The organism is Nostoc sp. NOS(2021), assembly GCF_017115025.1.
Lineage (GTDB): Bacteria > Cyanobacteriota > Cyanobacteriia > Cyanobacteriales > Nostocaceae > Nostoc.
On sequence record NZ_JABXKM010000043.1, the window covers coordinates 1 to 18,666 of the forward strand.

The 18,666-nt window shown below is 43.5% G+C and carries 21 protein-coding genes; 12 read left to right on the forward strand and 9 right to left on the reverse strand.

Annotated elements, in window-relative coordinates:
- The first annotated feature begins 176 nt into the window (after window positions 1-176).
- The 5 genes from HWQ41_RS04945 to HWQ41_RS04965 all read left to right on the forward strand — a co-directional run bounded on the left by HWQ41_RS04945 (window position 177) and on the right by HWQ41_RS04965 (window position 4,920).
- Window positions 177-365: a hypothetical protein gene (locus tag HWQ41_RS04945; RefSeq protein ID WP_292760369.1), complete on the forward strand. Its 189-nt coding sequence runs from the start codon at window positions 177-179 to the stop codon at window positions 363-365.
- A 21-nt stretch (window positions 366-386) separates the two neighbouring features.
- Window positions 387-1,385, forward strand: coding sequence for an aldo/keto reductase (locus tag HWQ41_RS04950; protein ID WP_292760370.1), 999 nt, complete (start codon window positions 387-389; stop codon window positions 1,383-1,385).
- Window positions 1,386-1,437: 52 nt separating this feature from the next.
- Window positions 1,438-2,487 carry an aliphatic sulfonate ABC transporter substrate-binding protein gene (locus tag HWQ41_RS04955; protein ID WP_292760371.1) on the forward strand — a complete coding sequence of 350 codons (1,050 nt, stop codon included), beginning with the start codon at window positions 1,438-1,440 and terminating at the stop codon, window positions 2,485-2,487.
- 144 nt (window positions 2,488-2,631) lie between these two features.
- Window positions 2,632-4,503: an ABC transporter ATP-binding protein gene (locus HWQ41_RS04960; RefSeq protein ID WP_292760373.1), complete on the forward strand. Its 1,872-nt coding sequence runs from the start codon at window positions 2,632-2,634 to the stop codon at window positions 4,501-4,503.
- Window positions 4,504-4,773: 270 nt separating this feature from the next.
- Window positions 4,774-4,920, forward strand: a complete 147-nt coding sequence (locus tag HWQ41_RS04965; protein WP_292760375.1) for a hypothetical protein — start codon at window positions 4,774-4,776, stop codon at window positions 4,918-4,920.
- Between the two features lie 38 nt (window positions 4,921-4,958).
- On the opposite strand, the gene HWQ41_RS04970 is transcribed toward HWQ41_RS04965, so the two are convergent.
- Window positions 4,959-5,402, reverse strand: coding sequence for an SRPBCC family protein (locus HWQ41_RS04970; protein ID WP_292760376.1), 444 nt, complete (start codon window positions 5,400-5,402; stop codon window positions 4,959-4,961).
- Window positions 5,403-5,702: 300 nt separating this feature from the next.
- Between HWQ41_RS04970 and HWQ41_RS04975 the strand changes: the two genes are divergently transcribed.
- Window positions 5,703-7,355, forward strand: coding sequence for a mechanosensitive ion channel (locus HWQ41_RS04975; RefSeq protein ID WP_292760377.1), 1,653 nt, complete (start codon window positions 5,703-5,705; stop codon window positions 7,353-7,355).
- Window positions 7,356-7,537: 182 nt separating this feature from the next.
- On the opposite strand, the gene HWQ41_RS04980 is transcribed toward HWQ41_RS04975, so the two are convergent.
- Complete coding sequence (locus HWQ41_RS04980; protein WP_292760378.1) at window positions 7,538-7,669, reverse strand: hypothetical protein; 132 nt, start codon at window positions 7,667-7,669, stop codon at window positions 7,538-7,540.
- A gap of 662 nt (window positions 7,670-8,331) precedes the next feature.
- Between HWQ41_RS04980 and HWQ41_RS04985 the strand changes: the two genes are divergently transcribed.
- Together HWQ41_RS04985 and HWQ41_RS04990 are read left to right on the forward strand one after the other, a co-directional pair.
- Window positions 8,332-9,381, forward strand: coding sequence for an HNH endonuclease (locus tag HWQ41_RS04985; RefSeq protein ID WP_292760380.1), 1,050 nt, complete (start codon window positions 8,332-8,334; stop codon window positions 9,379-9,381).
- Window positions 9,382-9,533: 152 nt separating this feature from the next.
- Entirely contained in the window at window positions 9,534-10,385 is an 852-nt protein-coding gene (locus HWQ41_RS04990; protein ID WP_292760381.1) for a DUF4351 domain-containing protein, read from the forward strand.
- A gap of 156 nt (window positions 10,386-10,541) precedes the next feature.
- Here the strand turns inward: HWQ41_RS04990 and HWQ41_RS04995 are convergent, their stop codons facing one another.
- Window positions 10,542-12,023: a GTP-binding protein gene (locus tag HWQ41_RS04995; RefSeq protein WP_292760382.1), complete on the reverse strand. Its 1,482-nt coding sequence runs from the start codon at window positions 12,021-12,023 to the stop codon at window positions 10,542-10,544.
- 255 nt (window positions 12,024-12,278) lie between these two features.
- Here HWQ41_RS04995 and tpiA point away from each other — a divergent pair, with 255 nt between their 5' ends.
- Window positions 12,279-13,010: a triose-phosphate isomerase gene (gene tpiA, locus HWQ41_RS05000; protein ID WP_292760394.1), complete on the forward strand. Its 732-nt coding sequence runs from the start codon at window positions 12,279-12,281 to the stop codon at window positions 13,008-13,010.
- Between the two features lie 52 nt (window positions 13,011-13,062).
- Window positions 13,063-13,923, forward strand: coding sequence for a dihydropteroate synthase (folP, locus tag HWQ41_RS05005; protein WP_292760384.1), 861 nt, complete (start codon window positions 13,063-13,065; stop codon window positions 13,921-13,923).
- Between the two features lie 89 nt (window positions 13,924-14,012).
- On the opposite strand, the gene HWQ41_RS05010 is transcribed toward folP, so the two are convergent.
- Both HWQ41_RS05010 and HWQ41_RS05015 read right to left on the reverse strand, forming a co-directional pair.
- Entirely contained in the window at window positions 14,013-14,855 is an 843-nt protein-coding gene (locus tag HWQ41_RS05010) for an SPFH domain-containing protein (RefSeq protein ID WP_292760385.1), read from the reverse strand.
- Between the two features lie 71 nt (window positions 14,856-14,926).
- Complete coding sequence (locus HWQ41_RS05015) at window positions 14,927-15,055, reverse strand: hypothetical protein (protein WP_292760386.1); 129 nt, start codon at window positions 15,053-15,055, stop codon at window positions 14,927-14,929.
- Between the two features lie 206 nt (window positions 15,056-15,261).
- Here HWQ41_RS05015 and HWQ41_RS05020 point away from each other — a divergent pair, with 206 nt between their 5' ends.
- A complete protein-coding gene (locus HWQ41_RS05020) occupies window positions 15,262-15,606 on the forward strand; it encodes a hypothetical protein (protein ID WP_292760388.1) in 345 nt (114 codons plus the stop codon).
- Between the two features lie 298 nt (window positions 15,607-15,904).
- Here HWQ41_RS05020 and pth read toward each other — a convergent pair whose 3' ends face one another.
- From pth to psbH, 3 genes are all read right to left on the reverse strand, one after another.
- Window positions 15,905-16,546, reverse strand: a complete 642-nt coding sequence (gene pth / locus HWQ41_RS05025) for an aminoacyl-tRNA hydrolase (protein ID WP_292760389.1) — start codon at window positions 16,544-16,546, stop codon at window positions 15,905-15,907.
- Window positions 16,547-16,579: 33 nt separating this feature from the next.
- A complete protein-coding gene (locus tag HWQ41_RS05030; protein ID WP_292760390.1) occupies window positions 16,580-16,852 on the reverse strand; it encodes a TatA/E family twin arginine-targeting protein translocase in 273 nt (90 codons plus the stop codon).
- Window positions 16,853-16,993: 141 nt separating this feature from the next.
- Window positions 16,994-17,197, reverse strand: a complete 204-nt coding sequence (psbH, locus tag HWQ41_RS05035) for a photosystem II reaction center protein PsbH (RefSeq protein WP_292760391.1) — start codon at window positions 17,195-17,197, stop codon at window positions 16,994-16,996.
- An 85-nt stretch (window positions 17,198-17,282) separates the two neighbouring features.
- Between psbH and psbN the strand changes: the two genes are divergently transcribed.
- Window positions 17,283-17,414: a photosystem II reaction center protein PsbN gene (psbN, locus tag HWQ41_RS05040; RefSeq protein ID WP_196525836.1), complete on the forward strand. Its 132-nt coding sequence runs from the start codon at window positions 17,283-17,285 to the stop codon at window positions 17,412-17,414.
- Between the two features lie 76 nt (window positions 17,415-17,490).
- Here psbN and HWQ41_RS05045 read toward each other — a convergent pair.
- Window positions 17,491-18,666 (reverse strand): glycoside hydrolase family 38 C-terminal domain-containing protein (locus tag HWQ41_RS05045; protein ID WP_292760393.1); only part of this gene is annotated, 1,176 nt, incomplete at its 5' end.

Sequence of the window (18,666 nt, forward strand, 5' to 3'; positions counted from 1 at the left end):
CAGCCCCTAAGAGCAGGCGGGGAGGGGAGAATTTGAGGTAAGTCAAAGGCGGGGTGGGGTTCTTTATTTGGATTTATGCAAGAAGTCTAATAGACATAGGAGTGAAAATGACGTAGGTACAATTCATGAATTGTCCCTACCAAGGATTTAGAGCAACGCAGAATTAATTTTCCCAGATGTGTAAAGAATATTTGCTAAACCTGTTATCTGACTGGAAAGATATACAGCTAAAACATTATGAAATATTGAATGAACAAACGGCAAGTCATTTAAACGAGTTTGGTGGGGTAAGGGAATACAGCCTGACTAATCTGCGATCGCAATCTGTACCGAAGAAGCCTAGTTTCGGAATTCTGCTTTTTTAATCAACAACGACGAAAACCCCCATGACATTACCAACCACTAAACTCGGTCAAACTGGTTTGACCGTTTCCCGTCTCTGTCTTGGCACTATGACCTTCGGCTTGCAGACAGACGAAGAAACTTCCAGACATATCCTCGACACCGCCGCCGATGCTGGCATCAACTTTCTTGATACAGCTGACGTTTATCCTCTTGGTGGTGGACTGCCTACTGCTGGAATCACTGAAGAAATTATTGGGCGCTGGCTCAAAGGCAAACGCGAACATTTTATTTTAGCTACTAAGTGCGTGGGACGAGTCGGCACTGCGCCTTGGGATCAGGGTGCTTCTCGCAAACATATTCTCGATGCGATCGATGCTTCCCTCAGACGACTGGGAACTGATTATGTTGACCTATACCAATTGCACTCTGACGATGCCTCAACCCCTCTCGATGAAACCTTAGAAACTCTGGACACGGTAGTACGTGCTGGTAAGGTACGCTACATCGGGGTTTCTAACTTTTTAGCTTACCGACTCGCTCGCGCCTTGGGTCGTGCCGATGTGCGAAATTTAACTCGTTTCGTCTCGATTCAACCCCGCTACAATTTGTTGTTCCGTGAAATTGAGCGAGAACTACTACCCCTAGCCAAAGAGGAAGGATTGGGTGTAATTTCTTACAATCCCTTGGCGGGTGGTCTACTCACTGGCAAACATAGCCTCACTCAAGGCCCCACCGCAGGGACTCGTTTTACTCTGGGGATTGCCGCAGAACGTTATCAAGAACGCTACTGGCGCGATCGCGAGTTCAATACTGTCGAGGAATTAAGTACAGTAGCGGATTTGGCTGGATTGTCACTCACGACCCTAGCGGTGGCTTGGGTGCTGGCTAATCCGATAATTACTGCTCCGATTATTGGTGCTAGTCGTCCAGAACAACTTGTTGACACCCTCAAAGCTGTAGAACTAAAACTCGACGACAGTTTGAAACAAAAGCTAGACGACATCACCGCCGAATATCGCCGGGGAGATTCTCTGCGTTAGTTTTGCAAATTTTAACCTTTCCAATCCCAACTATTTTATCTATCAAACAACTATGATTAAACGCCGTCGTTTTCTAAATGTCGCTACATCTAGTCTGGGCGGTTTTTCTATGGCATATTTGTTGGGAAGTTGTAACCAACAAAGCCAACTGAATGTAGCAAGTACTACTGGCAATTCGATTTCCCTTGGTATAAAAACTAAAGTTCTCCGCATGGGTTATCAGAGTGCGGGGGATCTCTTTAGAAATCGGCAAGTTTTAGAGAAACGCTTGGAACCACTGGGGATCAAGGTGGAATGGGCGCAATTTGTCCAAGGGCCTCAACTCATGGAAGGCATGGCTGCGAAAAGAGTTGACGTCGGATCAGTAGGAGAAACGCCACCAATTTTTGCCCAAGTCGCTGGTTCAGACCTTGTTTATGTCGTCGGTACACAAAAAACCGAAAAAACAGGAACAAGTAGTGTGATTGCTGTACCTCCAGAGTCTCCCCTTCAGAAATTTGAGGATATCAAGGGGCAAGAAGTTTATTTTCAAAAAGGCTCGGCATCGCACTATTTTATTCTTAGAGCTTTGCAGTCTATCGGTTTGACCATCAAAGATATTAAAATCAAAAGTATGGCAACTGTTGAGGCATCGGCTGCTTTTATCCAAGGTAAAATTCCCGTTTGGATGACATCAGATCCATACTATGCGATCGCTCAAAAGATGGGTCGAATTCGCGTCCTCAGAGATTCTGTGGGGTTAGATTCTCCTGGTGCCTATTATATTGCTGGGAGGAAGTTTGCCGAAGAAAACCCTGGCTTACTCAAAATTATCATTGAAGAACTTAACGCTCTAGATAAGTGGGCAGATGCGAATCGAAATGAAGTGAAAAAATTGATGATCGCCACACAAAAGCTCGATGAGGATGTGGCCGCCAGGATAATGTCTCGTCGCACTTTCGCAGGACGCAGAGGCTTAAGTCCGGCACTGATAGCAGAACAACAGCGTGTAGCAGATTTATTCTTTAAAGAAGGTGTCATACCGAAGAAAATCAACATTCACGATGCGTTACTTGCGCCTGATGTGTATGCTGCAATCACACCGCCAGAAATTATGGTCTAGTAGTTCATCAAGCTAATGAAAAGTTCTTAATTACGAATTACGTTAGCGTAGCGGTAGCGAGTCCGCGTTCGCTTTTAGCGTCTCGTAGAGAGCGTCATTACGAATTACGAATTGGTATAACATGATGCTTACAAAGCGACTTTCATGACGAAAAAATCCAGAAAATCCCAATACTTTCAACGTGCTGCCGATGCACCCAACTTGCCTGATACGACCTTCAGGTTCATTTATCATTTTGTCAGTGATTTCCGGTGGTGGTACGTGATAGCGGTGATTCTGGAGGTAATACACGCAACCTGTGGCATCATGTTGCCTTATGCCATTGGTGAGATCATTCGGAGCGTGACGCGATCGCCGGGGGCCAGCAAGTCCATTTTTGATGCCGTGAGCCAACCCCTGATGTTGTTCACCGCCTTGAGTGTGGGTGAAGTGATATTCGGGCGAGCGGCTGGACTCTTACAGACAATCCTTCATCCGATCCACCGACAGCACATCGTCCGATCCCTATATGCCTACTTGCAGCATCATTCCCATCGCTACCTGAGCAGCACTTTTGCTGGGTCATTGGCACATCGCATCGGCGAAACTTCTTTGGGTGTTACCCAAACAATGCAAATGCTGATTAGTGAATTTATGCCAGTAATTATCGTGTATGCCGTTGCCACGATGTTACTGTATCGCGCCTATCCTCCCCTTGCTGCATTCGTGGGTGTGTGGGCAGTTCTTTTCGTGAGTATTTCCTTCTGGCTGGCAACTCGCTGCCGAATTTATTCCCGCAAAGCCGCAGCCGCCAGAAGTGAGACAACTGGTATCATTGTAGACGCAGTAACAAATCTCAATAGTAGCCGACTGTTTGCTCAGTTGGGTTTTGAACGAGGCTATTTGAAGGAACAATTAAGGCGCGAACTCAAAGAGGTAAGAAAGTCCAACTGGTACTCGGAGCGAATTCGCTGGTTTCAGTTTATCTCAGCAGCAATCCTGAAAATTGGCACTTTATATTACTCACTCTCACTTTGGAGTCAGGGGACGATCGCTACTGCTGACTTCGTGGTTGCTACCAGTTTGTCACTGTTGATCATTAGTGAAGCCCGGAATTTAAGTAAACGCTTTCTAGAATTTTTTGAACATATCGGCAATATTGCCAATGGTGTCTTCACTATCGTTCAACCTCACGAGATCATCGATCGGGAGAGTGCGATCGCCCATTCCATCACTCAGGGACAAATTGAGTTTCGCCAAGTGAATTTTAGCTACTCGCTTGGGAAAAAAGTATTCGACAACCTTTCGATCACTATCCAACCAGGCCAGCGTGTCGGACTGGTTGGCTTCTCTGGTTCTGGAAAATCCAGCTTCGTCAATTTAATTTTGCGTCTGTTCGATCCACAATCGGGAGAGATTCTGATTGATGGGGTGGATATTCAAGATATGACTCAAGATGCCCTACACTCCCAAATTAGCTTGATTCCGCAAGATCCGTCTCTGTTCCATCGGACATTGATGGAAAATATTCGTTATGGACGACTGGATGCCACCGATGAAGAAGTGATTGAGGCGGCAGGCAAAGCTTATGCTCACGATTTCATCGCTCAGATTAAAGAAGGTTATGATTCTCTGGTAGGTGAACGCGGTATCAAATTGTCTGGGGGGCAAAGACAACGGATTGCGATCGCACGGGTGATTCTCAAAGATGCACCAATCCTGATTTTGGATGAAGCCACCTCTAGCCTCGATTCCATTACCGAAAAAGCGATCCAAGATACCCTAGACTCTGTAATGAATGGAAAAACGGTCATCGTAGTGGCTCATCGATTATCTACTATTGCCGATCTAGACCGCATTTTGGTATTTGACCAAGGTCGCATTGTCGAAGATGGCACTCATCCCAAACTGTTGGCACGCCGTGGTGCTTACTACAGGTTATGGAAAATGCAGGCAGGTGGATTCTTACCTGTAGAAGCAGAACCAGGAGAGGAAAAGAAATTGATCAAGCAAGGTGAATCTAACTCGTATTTCTGAACTGAATGTCACGAAGAAAAGGTGAAATTCTTAGCCGGGATGGATGTAGGGGCATTGGTGATATCATGTCCGGGTAATTAGTTGTGATTCCCATAGTCATTGCACCCCACCCCCAGCCCCTCCCCGCCGGCGGGGAGGGGAGATAAAGCGTAGCTTTGGCGGGGTGGGGTTCTTGGGGTTTAGTAAGTAATCAAGCGGACATGATATGAGAGGTTAAGATAAAGAGCATTTTGTCAATCAGTTAAAATACTCAAAATAGTCTTAATAAGAATGATAATCACTGCGGGGGGAGGAGGCATCTATGCTTGTTGGCTTGCCCAGCTAGGGTATAAAGTTCATCTGATTGATGCAGTTCCCTTGCACGTAGAGCAAGCTCGTTTTGCTTCCCATTTGAACGAATTCGACTATTGGCCATGAACCAAAGTTCATAGCTAGTTAGGAGACCAATGATCAAATTATTCTTGTTCTTCTGCGACTCGTTTGAGGCGGCGCAGTTGGGCTTGCATATCTTCTTTTGTCCAAGATGCGGCAAAGGTGTTGAAACCCCAACTAATTAAGGGGTTAGGGATATCGTACTCAAAGCGGTTGAGTAGGAGCGTTCCCTTTTCTGTTGGCTGACATTCCCAGCGATCGCGCCCTTGAAAAAATCCCTGAAATTCCCAGACTATCAAACCCGGTTCGCGTTCCACAACTACGCTATTCAACGTGGGTTTTAGTAGAGGAATTTGAATGATAAAACGACTTTGACTGCCGACATCGGTACTCCAAGCTTCGCCCACAGGTTCGCAACGGAGGACGGGGTTGAGCCAACGGTGCATCAGAGTTAAATCGCTAATACAGCGCTCCACCACCGTAGCTGTAGCATTAATTTGAATTGATTGTGACAAAACTTGGGACATTCCACATCTTTGATGCTGTTGCTGCAATTAGAGTAACGCAAAATTCCGCACTGACAGTAGATTAAATCAAACAAAACTTATGCACTCAAAGATCCCCCCTTCAAAAGGGGGAACCTTAAAAGCCCCCTTTTGAAGGGGGTTGGGGGATCTCTTGTGCGTAAGTCCGATCAAATATGAGTAACAATGTCAAAAATTACTCTTGATATCAATGCCATAAATGTATGTTTTTACTGGTAAATTGATAGGCAAAACACTGACTCAGTGTTTGCGGCGAATACTTAAGCATAATTCCCGAAAACCATGAACACAACTTGGCAAGGAATAACCCAGGTGATAGGAGTTGGTTTGTCCACGAGGGTGCAGCAATTTTTGGCACAATCACCCAGCCTGCAACCGGTGCAACCAGCAGTAAATCAAGGAATCGCTGATGTCCAAGGTATTGTTCAACAGTTGATTCTGTTTACGCCTCGTCTACTAGGGGCAGTGGCAATTTTGTTAGTAGGTTGGCTAATTGCAGCGATCGCAGCAGCAGTGACGCAAGCAATTCTCAAGCGCACAAATATAGATAATCGCATTGCCGCAGGGATAACAGGTCGTCAAGATGTTCCCCAAGTGGAGAAATTAATCTCCAGCTTAGTCTTTTGGAGCATTATCCTGTTGACGGCGGTAGCTGTTTTACAGACATTGAATCTGGAGGTAGCCTCTCAACCCCTGAATAATTTTCTCAATCAACTTATTGGCTTTTTGCCAAAGTTGGTTGGTGCGGGAATCCTTTTGGGAACCGCCTGGTTTTTGGCAACCATTGTGAAGATTATCACTGTGCGCTCATTACAGGCATTTAATCTGGATGAGCGTTTGAATCCAGAACCAGAAGACAGCGCACCCAGCCTCAATCAGCTGTCTCTTAGTGAGACGATTGGCAATGCTCTGTATTGGTTTATATTTTTACTGTTTCTTGCCCCAGTTTTGGATACTCTTGGACTCAGGCAGGCTCTACAACCAGTACAAGCTCTAATTACAGAAGTTCTGCTAATTCTGCCGAACATTTTAGCGGCGATCTTAATTGCTGTAGTTGGCTGGTTCATCGCTAATGTAGTACGGCGAATTGTCACGAACTTGCTGGCGACAACTGGTATCGACCATTTAGGTAGTCGTTTGGGTTTATCTACGACTGCGGGGGTACAACCTTTATCGAGTATTATCGGCACCATTGTTTATGTTTTGATTTTGATTCCTGTGGCGATCGCAGCGCTGAATGCCTTGCGAATTGATGCGATATCAATACCTGCGATCGCCATGCTGCAACAGGTTCTCAACGCCCTCCCTGGCATCTTTACAGCCGTGGCAATTTGGATTGTGGCCTATTTCGTCGGGCGGTTTGTCGCGGATTTGGTTACAAGTATCCTCACCAATTTAGGCTTTAATAACATTTTCACTATTTTGGGCGTGACAACACCCAGCAGACGAATCGTAATTTCAACAGAATCAACAACCCTCCATACTCCAAACCGCACTCCATCGGAAATCGCAGGCATTGTTGCCTTAGTGGGTATCATGCTATTTGCAACGGTGGCGGCGGTGAATATCTTGAATATTCCAGCCCTGACAGCATTAGTGTCTGGTATTGTGATCATATTCGGGCGGATTTTGGCGGGATTGGTGATCTTTGCTATTGGCTTATTCCTGGCAAATCTGGCTTTTAACATTATTACCAGTTCCGGCGAACGCCAAGCCCAGATTTTGGGACAAGTGGCGCGGATTGCCATCATTGCCTTAGTCTCTGCAATGGCACTGCAACAGATTGGAGTTGCCAGTGATATTGTGAATTTAGCCTTTGGACTTTTACTAGGTGCGATCGCTGTTGCTATTGCTCTAGCCTTTGGTCTTGGAGGGCGCGATATTGCACGAGAGCAAGTTCAAGAATGGCTAAACTCTTTCAAAGGTAGAAACTAAAAGTTGATGAAGGCGCAATTTCGTTTGTAAATCTCGAAAAGTGCAGCCCTAAGCATCAATAGTGGAGAAAATCTATCGGCAATTGTGCTTAAAAGGTTGAAAGTTAGAAGCTCAGAAGCTCGGAGTTTGAGTATAGAACTTGACATTTCAAGTTCAGAAGCTCAAGTTCCGAGTTCTGAAGCTCAAGTTTCGAGTTCAAAGGTCGAAGTTCCGAGTTCAAAGGTCGAAGTTCCGAGTTCAAAGGTTGAAGTTCCGAGTTCAAAGGTCGAAGTTCCGAGTTCAAAGGTTGAAGTTCGGGGTTCAGAGTCGCGCAATCGAGTATCTACAATATTTTTGTACCTTGAAAAAATTAAATTACAGCAGTTTTCATGTATTTGAACCACATCTGTCGTAGGGGCACAGCAATGCTCATACGTGTCAACTTAAGCCCAAACTCCTTTAAAACCTCGTTTCCAGCCTCTGGCTGGAAATGCACCTCATTGCGGCTCTGCCGCAATTCAAGAGGCGGCAGCCCCCCTATAGGCATTCCCAGTCAGAGACTGGGAACGAGGCAATCTTTAAAAACTGTGTCTAGACTGGTTTTTACGTTAAGTTGACACCAATAAGCTTTTTCTGTGCCCCTACTGCGTGGTCTATTTACCTGAAAATAGCTGTAATAAGTTTTGAATAATTCTACAAGCGATCGCTTAGATCACCACCTTTTCATACAGGGTATTTTTAGTAACGTTAACTGCGATCGCATCAAAAGACCTCTAAGAGGTTTTACTACGCAAAACCTGTCCCTCTCCGACTCGGAGAGGGACAGACTTGAACTTTGTTCAAGGCAGGGAGAGGTTTGTCGAACTCACGTTAACATACACAAACGATATAAATTGATTACTATCTCTTTAACAATTTTGTCAGTAAATTCATCATTAATGCTGAGGTAGTTCTCAGTCTTAAAAAGAGAAACTGGAGCAAACAGTCCACAGCAGAAATGAAAGGTTACGAAAACATGGATTTTATCAACCAAGCACAGCATTTTGCAGATACGGTTAGAGATAAAACTCAAGAAGTAACCAACAATGTAGTAAACGGGATGGATGAGGTAGTTGATGGAATAAAAAACGCTACTGCCGAGATGACTACTTCAAGTGTCAATGCAGTTAATGATTTACAAAGTTTCTCAACCATAGCAGCACAGTCAGGTTTTCAAACTATTCAAAATGTTAGTAAAACATTTCAACAAACAGCTGTTGGAGTTGCCGCATCTAGCATGATTATGGCTGATGCTTTGCAAAATTTACCAAAGACAGCTGCCGAATTAGCCCAAGAGATGCCTAAGATTGCAAATAGGCTGAGATATCGTGCTGGTGTTCGGGTGGGAGACTTACCTCGCTCTGATGCAGATGTCATGAAGCTTTTTGAGAAAATTCCTGGCACATCAAAGCTTGAAGCCAAAGAATATACAATTCGTCAATTTCTTAGAGATAAGCATGGTAGCCACATCAATCCACGTTCCAAAGGTGGATCGAATGCTGCTGATAATATCCTTTGGGAAGTAGGTGTTGACAATCTCCGTCGGGGTGCCAAAGTAATGACCGTTGGCGAGCAGTTTTATATTCGGGTTTATAATGCGGTAGATTCTATTGTCAGCAATTCTGGAACAATCGCTAGACTTGGCATTACTGCAACGGGAACAGCTATTCTCACCCAGGTTGTAGTAACGGCGATTTCCTACTCTTTGGATCTTTATCGGGGCGACATTACTGTTGAAGAGTTTAAAAATCTAATTTTTGAAGCAGCAAAGACAGCAGGTATTGCTACACCAATTGTTTTTTTAGTATTGGTGGCTGTGTTAGCTTTATTTCCAGAATTTACAGTCATTTTATCGGCACCAGTGGTTGTTGCGGGCTTCAATGCTTTATTTGGTATTAGTATTGCTACACCCATCATTCAATCACTAGTTCGTCATGTCCAAGCTGGAGGTTTTGGGATAGAAACTGCTGATGCTTACAAGAGTGCGTTTGAGGGTTCTGCACTCTGAAATAAGCTGTTCTACATTTAAATTGCATAATTAGGGTGGGTATCTCGCCTGCTCTTAGCCAAAGACGGGCGAGATACCCACCCCACAAGATTAAATAATTTATTTGTTGAAAATCTCCAAATAATCAATAAAATCAGGTGCAATCTTTATAGATGGCAGAATATGACAACCTTTGTAAAATACTCGCAGAAAAATATCTCCATGATTTTACCCGTTGGTTATTAAATCAAGAGCCGAGAACAATTAAAATCTTAAAAACCGAATTGAGCATCGAACCGATACGTGCTGATTCCATGACATTTCTGCAAACAGAAAATCGGATTTTACACCTAGAATTTCAAACCACAATCAAATCCCAAAAACCAATTTCTCTGCGGATGCTAGATTACTATGTCCGATTGACACGGAAATATCAAGTTCCTGTTACGCAGGTAGTGATTTTCTTGCAAGAGACAAGTAACGAAATCGCTTTTTCCGAAGAATATGTTAGTGAAGTTACAACCCACCGTTATCGAGTTCTCCGAATGTGGGAACAAGATTCGGCACTATTTCTTAGCAATCTGGCGTTATTACCTTTAGCAGCGTTAACGCGAACAGATTCAGCCCAAGCGTTATTATCGCAAGTTGCCGAAGAAATTGCTAAAATACCAGATATTGAAACCAGACAAAATACTGCTGCTTACACGGAGATTTTAGCAGGGTTGAAGTTCGAGAAAGATTTTATTCATCAATTATTGCGGGAAGATATTATGCAAGAATCAGTGATTTATCAGGATATTTTGCAGAAGGGAGAACAAAGGGGAGAACAAAGGGGACAACAAAAAGAAGCTTTTCGCTTCTTAAATCGTCAGCTAAATCGGCGATTTGGAGAAATTGATTCATCAATAGTTGAGAGAATTCGAGTTTTATCTACTGAACAATTGGAACAATTAGGAGAAGAATTTTTAGATTTTTCAAATGTATCTGATTTAGTTACTTGGCTTGAGCAAAATACAAGCAGCTAAAATAATTCGTAATTCGTAATTACGAATTACGAATTATTTAAAGCAAGCTTACACGCAGCCAGCCCGTCTCAGCCGGAGAAGCAAGTGGCGTGGGTTGGGGGGTCTTTTAGGGATGAATATGGCTAACCAAACCTTTATTAATTCCACATTTATGCATCACTTTTTGAGTTTTACTTTGTGGAGTAATTCATCTTTAATGCGGTTGAGAATTGAAGCCTCATCCAGGTTTGCCAAAATCCGATTAATCACTGCTTTCGGGCCATCAGGCCCCCAAGTCGCGCCATTGGCTAAATAAACTTTGGTAACTTGTCCAATACCGTAAGAAGAAACACCAGCTACTCCCGCTTGCGTGATTGCCACCGATATATAAGGGCCAAGCGCAATGCCACCCGTAGCTGTTGCAGAGATCCCAAGTAAAGTTTTTAATCCACTCAAGCCCAAATTTGCTAACAATTCACTCGCACCGATGCCGCCCATACTCAGGGCGATTTTTTGCAGCAATTGTACAGCCCCAGATTCAGTCATTGAGAAGCCATAGAGTTTAGATAAACCCAAAATCAGAGCAATATCAATAACCACACTACTGAGAATATCTACCACAGTTAGGGGATTGAGTGCGATCGCTAATGCCTTAGTCATCACAGCCTTCCAAATCAACTGATTGGCATTCTGTTCCCGAATCATCACTTTTCGCTGTACCAACTGCTCATTTACAATGTCGGCATAAAGCATAGTATTGAGGGCAACCAAAGCTTTACCCTCACGATGCAGAATTTCCAAAATTTTCAGCTTCAGTTCCTCGACTTGGGCATTACCTGTACGTAACTGTATGCCCCTGGTACCATCAGGGCGACGAATCGCCGTCTTTACCAATGGCGATGCCGCAGCCATGACAATTTCTAGAGGTGTGAGTAATTCCCGCACCCTTTCATCCCGGATTTTGTGATAAATTGCCATCCGGTCTGCTTCTGGATACTGGTCTACTTTGTTAAACACCAGAATGATCGGTTTACCTGCTTCCCGCAACTGAGAAAGGGCCATGTATTCTAGCTTTGTCATGTCGCCAGATATCACAAACAGAATCAAATCCGCTTGTTTGGCAATCTGTTCAGCTAAGGCGGTACGGGTTGCACCATCTACTTCGTCTAACCCAGGAGTATCAATTAATTCTACCTGCGATTGACCTACACCAGGGAGAGTAACTCGTAAAGCCCGTTCAGTTTCCCCAATCGCTTCCTCACTAATACTCCAATTAACTGTTTGTGCAGCACGGGTGACACCGTGCAGCGGCCCTGTTTCAAATACTGTTTGCCCAACCAAAGCATTCAGTAGCGAAGACTTGCCACGTCCCACCATGCCAAAAGCCGCAATCTGCACCACCATGCGGTCTAACTTCCCCAGCATGGTTTCCAAATCAGCAATTTCCGTCTCTAACCCGGTTTTTTCTTGGGGCGTGAGGTCGAGATTGGCTACCAAGTTTCGCAGCGCCGTTTGTGCTTGTTTATAGTTCAGTTCTGTTTGAATGTCTTCAAAACTGAAAATGGCACTATCCAGTTCTTCCTCCCAGCTGAGAGAATTTGCATCAGTGTTAGCGGAATCGCTTTGATGAGGTTCAGGCAAGGGCAATGTCGAAGTCATATTAATTTTAGATTTTAGATTTTAGATTTTAGATTTTAGATTTTAGATTTTAGATTTTAAATACACCCCGCCTACTATCCTAGTTATTTTTAGCAAGGGTTTGGCGAGATGAGACAGAGGGAACAGAGGGAACAGGGGAAGAATAATTTTTACCCAATCCCCAATCCCCAATCCCCAGTGAGTAATGACTAACAAAAAGTCATAAACTGAAAAATGCATCTAATATAACGCGTTAGGATCTTGACTAAATTACCTGTGCGGAAAATCGTTATTGCCGGCAACTGGAAAATGTTCAAAACCCAGGCAGAGACCCAGGAGTTTTTACAAGGATTTCTGCCCCACTTAGAGGAAACCCCCCAAGGGCGAGAAGTGATATTGTGCCCTCCGTTCACTGATTTAAGCCTTTTGTCCAAGAGTTTGCACGGTAGCCTCATCCACCTGGGGGCGCAAAATGTCCATTGGGAAGAATATGGGCCCTATACGGGTGAGATTTCTGCCCCAATGCTGACAGAAAGTGGTGTGCGCTTTGTGATTGTCGGTCATAGCGAACGACGGCAATACTTTAATGAAACGGACGCCACTGTTAATCTACGCCTCCGAACTGCTCAAAGGTTTGGTTTGACCCCAATTCTCTGTGTTGGCGAAACTAAACAACAACGAGATGCGGGAGAAATGGAATCAGTGATTACTCTGCAACTCGACAAAGGCTTGGTAGATATTGATCAGAATAATTTGGTGATTGCCTACGAACCGATTTGGGCGATTGGCACAGGTGAGACTTGTGAAGTAACGGAGGCGAATCGGATAATTGGCTTAATTCGTAGCCAGTTGAGTAATCCGAATGTATCAATTCAATATGGCGGCTCAGTTAAGCCGAATAATATTGATGAGATCATGGCTCAACCAGAAATTGATGGTGTTTTAGTGGGAGGAGCAAGTCTAGAACCTGAGAGTTTCGCTCGGATTGTGAATTTTCAGTCAGTGTGATGTGCCTTCTTCTCGTTCCCATGCAGAGCATGGGAATGCCTAATGTAGATTTATGCTAAGGAACTTGATAATTCGAGGACGCTGTTTCGATTGGGGACAGCGGACTTATTTGATGGGCATTTTGAATGTGACGCCTGATAGCTTTAGTGATGGGGGTGAGTTTAACACTACCTCTGCCGCTTTAATACAGGCGCAAGCACTGGTAGCTGCTGGTGCTGACATTATCGATGTGGGCGGTCAATCAACTCGACCAGGGGCAAAGCAAATAACTCTGGCGGAGGAACTTGACCGAGTACTATCGGTGTTACAGGTGCTAAGACCAGAAATTTTAGTCCCGATTTCTGTAGATACTACCTGTGCTGCTGTAGCCAAGGCATCTGTAGAAGCTGGAGCGGATATTATTAATGATATTTCTGGCGGCACCTTTGATTCGGAAATGTTGCCAATAGTGGCAGAGTTAGATGTGCCGATTATTTTGATGCACATCCGGGGAACACCACAGACAATGCAACAACAGACTGATTATCAAGATTTGCTCAAAGAGATTTATAGTTTTTTGGCTCGGCAAATTGGGGTAGCAACTGCTGCGGGCATTGACCTAGATAAAATTATTATTGATCCTGGTATTGGCTTTGCTAAGAACTATGAGCAAAATTTAGAAATTTTTCGCGGCTTGCGATCGCTCACAACACTTAACTGTCCTATATTGGTAGGAGCATCTCGTAAAAGTTTCATTGGTCGCATTTTAAATCAACCAGATCCCAAAGCACGAGTTTGGGGAACGGCAGCAGCTTGTTGTGCTGCTATTTTTAATGGCGCTGATATCCTCCGAGTTCACGATGTTCAAGAAATGCGCGATGTTTCACTAGTAACCGATGCAATATTCCGACAAGCAGCACAGCGTGACCAATAATTCCTTGATGTTACAGAGCAAGCAGATTCTAGATTTATCTATGGGGTCAATTCAAAATCTAAAATCCAAAATCCAAACTTGTTTGGCTCTTAAGTATTACCATTTTCGGATTTTTTGCCGTGACCTTCTGTAATTGCCGACTCGGCAATCAACTCCTGAAACATTTCAGTTGAGTTGGCTGGGTCTACAAAGACAATTTTGGCATTATTGCTCTCACCAAGTTTTTGGCTGGCATCTACGTAATCTTGAGCTACAAGATACCGCAGAATGTCTCTACTGTCAGGATTGGAACGTAGAGCTTGAGAAATTATTTGCACTGAAGCCATAGTTCCTTCTGCTTTTTTAATGGCAGCTTCCTTTTCCCCTTCTGCTTCGGTAATCAGCGCCCGTTTTTTGATTACAGCGGCTTGCTCCTCTTCCCTAGACTTTCGTACACTCTCAGGTAGTGTAATACTCTGAATATCTAACCGAATAATATCAACTCCCCAATCTGTGGTTATATTATTCAACTGCTCTAAGATAGCTGAGTCCATCTCCACTCTGGAGACATTGGTCTGCTCTAGGGTGTTTTGGGCAATGCTTTCCCGGAGCGTGGTTGTAGTCAGCTGTGTCAGCGCCCCTTGCAGATCCTCAATAGCATAAAAGCTTTTCTCAATATCTCTGATCCGCCAGTACACAATAGCGTCCACTTCCACGGAAATATTATCTTGGGTGATCACCTCCTGAGGTTTGATGTCTAAAATTTGCTCTCGCGTGGTATCTTCCATCACAACCTGATCTACCAAGGGAACAATAAAGTTCAGCCCTGGCTTGAGTTTCCGATGATACCGCCCCAGCCGTTCGACTAGGGCTTCATTTCCTTGATTAATCAGTTTTGCAGAACCTAAGGCATAACCTATAAGGGCTAAAACTATAGCAATAATTGGCTCCATGTATGCTCCTATTCAGCTTTGGGGAGAATTTAGTGTCAAGGATATGCTACTAGCTTGTCATATCTTTGAGTTTAATGTTTTGAGTCTCTAATTTTATAAACACCAGCCGCGATGTCGAGTCGCTGCGCCTCTTGTACATATTCTGTAAGTAGGACTGTTTTGCGGAATGCGTAGAAGCTCTGCTTCTTGTCGTCAGACATCGCTATTAAAGCACCTTGATAAAACGCTGGCAAGGACTACTTTATGTAATCAACATTACTTGTATTGACATCTTCGGACAGCCGGGATTTTTATTCAGTATATTCACTTAAATCAATTTAATATATCGTAAAATTTAGAACCTTTTAAAAAACTCCACTATAATCGAATTAAAATTGGCTTCAGCCATTAAAAATGTAAAAATATTATGAGCAGGCTGTTAATCAGACTTATAGGTTTAATCCTACTTCTTATAGGCTTATACTTTTTTGGTCAAAACATCATATTTGTTAACGGTTATTATTCATATTTTTACCGTAAATTACCTGCTACAGCTTCAGTTCTCGCAACTATGATAGGTGTATTTGCATTAGTTTTTTTTCGTAGAGAAACTGGTAACTTGGGATGGATTTTTCTAGGCATTGGCATAGTACTAGTTTTCTTAAGCGGTGGAGTTATTTTAAAGCCAACTAGCTTATGGGATTTCATAATTGCTTTTGCAGCATTAGCATCTGGATATAAATTACTAAATGAGGGCAGAATCAACTTTTAAAATCTGTAAATATAATCATATTTTATCATCTATCTTAGTAGCTAAAACTAGATTATTCCCCAGTTACTAGTACAGCCAGAAAAATTTATTATTATAATTTTCCTGTCTTCTGTATTGCTTCTGAGAGTGCATTAGGGCACTTAGATTAACTTTTAGTTCCCTATACACAGAGTGCATCAGGGGCTTTATCTTGGTTGGATGGAGCAAGCTAAAATCGCTACCCATCAACCAAAATAAGCGCCTTTAAACATCGGTTAGCTTCCTTTCTTCTAGCTTATAGGGCAGTATTCATCCAACCCTAAGACTCAGAATTATTTATGGTGCGGCTATTACAAACATTCATCGCCTTTTCTACTCCCTGCTTGAGGCTTAGTTCAATACACTCAACCACGAACTGAAGTACAAAAGACATCTGCTGATTTTCGGCAGCGGAAAATCGCCCCAGCACATGGGAGACAGCATCGGAATCATCGTTATTAGCTGCACCTTTGGGTTTCCCAATACCGATTCGCAAACGGGGAAAGTTTTGGGTACTAAGATGTGCGATCGCGCTTTTCATGCCGTTATGTCCCCCAGCGGAACCAGATAAGCGCAGACGAGTTTTTCCCAAGGGCAAATCCATATCGTCATAAATCACCAGCACTGATTCAGGCGGCAATTTATACCAACTTGTCACCGCTTGTATTGACTGTCCTGAGCGATTCATATAAGTTAACGGCTTTAGCAAGCGAATTTTACCTCCACCTGGGGCCATACCCTCGCCATACTCACCCTGAAACTTGCGGTTTTCTGCTAAGGGAATGCGCCAAGAACGGGAGAGAGTTTCTACAGCAGCAAAGCCGATATTATGGCGTGTTTGGTCGTACTTAGCTTCTGGATTCCCCAACCCGACAATTAGTTGTGGAATCACCAAAGCTGGTTGTGTAACTGCTTCTGTCATTTTGCCTATAGTCAATTGATATGCAGCATTCTCCTAACTAGGTTGGGAAGAACTAGCGGTATCTTGCTCAGATTTAGCAGGGTGGATTTGCTTAGGTTCCAATTCAGCAGTAGTCTTTACAGCTTCTTCTAACTGTTCTGCTTCTTTTTGAAACTCGTTTTGAAACTCCTTGGAAGCTTCTTGAAAACTACGAATTGTTTTGCCCACACTCCGACCAATTTCTGGCAGCTTCTTTGGGCCAAAGATTAAGAGCGCCACTACCATAATTACAGCCATTTCCGGCAGACCGATACCAAATATATTCATTTTTTGTCTCCTGTAAACTATAGAACCACTACAGAAACTCACATATATAGTTAGTCTAGTCGGAAATCGCAACTGACAAAAAAACCCGGACAAACCGGGTGTAACTTAACTTGTTATCCAAACTTGATAGCTGTGTATGCGTTAACGTCCTAAACTCCGCCAATCGACAAATACATCCTGAATCAACAGTGATTTATTGTAAAGTTGCAGAATAATCAGCAGAAACACGAAAAATAACAAAATAAAAACAGCCATCACAGGGGTAGTGCCCCAACCTGGAGCTACCTTTCCATACTCAGAGTTCAGCGGTTTCAGGATATCTCCCAACCAAGTCCTTTGTGCCATAGTTCACCTAAGATTACTTGCCAAAGCTTTTTTTAATCTTCTGTAATATTCTATAAGAATAGCACTCATCATCTATCTCTCAATTATGGAACCCGCAATAGTTCTTAGCATTTCTGTGGCTGTCGTGGTGGTTGCCATCACTGGACTGTCGATTTATACCTCCTTTGGCCCTCCTAGCAAGCAATTGAACGATCCGTTTGATGACCACGAAGATTAAAAGAGTCATTAGTCATTAGTCATTAGTCAGTGGTCTGTGGAAAACCACAACTGACCACTGACACAGCAATAGTGGCTCACTCCAGCCTGGGATTAATCGCTGGTATCACTTTGAAACTGGCGATTTTCCAAGGCTGTATTGTCAAGATTTGTTGCCCAGATGAGAATTCAGGGGTAGAGGAACGCTCTAACAAATCTACTGTATCTCCTAGACTCAACCCTAAATCACTTTGCAAAGATAACTCGGCTGTTTCTCCGTGACATTCATAACACCGCAGAATTAACTGCTGTGGGTCATCCTCAGATGCCTTCAAGGCCATCAAGATTAAATTTTCAGATGATAAATTTAGGAAACTCACCCCTTCAATAGTGCTGTTAGCGGATAGCTGTTGTTTAGCCCGTAGTGTTAGCGGATAGCTAAGGTTTAGCCCGTTATGAGTGCTGAGTGGATTCAATATCACTTGCAATGGTATATTCAATTCATAGCCACGCCGTACTGTCTGGGCTGATTCCCAGCTACCAGCATGAGGATACAAAGCATAGGTGAACTCGTGAAAACCTCGGTCAGCCTCTGAGTCTGGCCAATTAGGACTGCGTAGAAGTGTCAGGCGGAGTTGATTTGGTTTGCTGTCGTAACCGTATTTACAATCATTCAGCAAACTGATACCATAACGATTTTGGATTTTAGATTTTGGATTTTGGATTGTGTCTTCTGCTGTCAAATCAGCCCAACGCAAAGCGGGAACTTCCCATTTTGCTTGTTCTGCTGGGGTTTGTGGATTAGTTGGGCGGCGAATCGCGCCACAGGGAATTTCATAAGTAGCAAAGTCTGCTTCAATATTCAGAGGAAAAGCAGCTTTCACCAATACATGATTTTCTTGCCAATTGACGGTAGTAGCGATGTTCAGCAGAGGTGAACCAGCTTGCAGAATATAGTCTTGGCAAAATTCCGATTCACCCAACTGACGCACTACGCGCACACGACTTTGCACTGGGCCTTGTTCTAACCACTGAATAGATTGAAGATTTGTTGCGGGTAAAGGATGTTGGGCATAATTGGGGTCTATATTCCAAGCATCCCAATATTGACCACTGTCTTTAAAAGCTTGTAGTTGATTCCCCGCCCCACTCAAAACTTCTCGTTGATAAGTTTTGTCAAAAACACTTGATAAATCTCCAGTATCAGGATCTATAACAACTCGCAAGAATTCATTTTCTAAAATCCAGTCTGGGAGGGGTGGGGGAGATGAGGG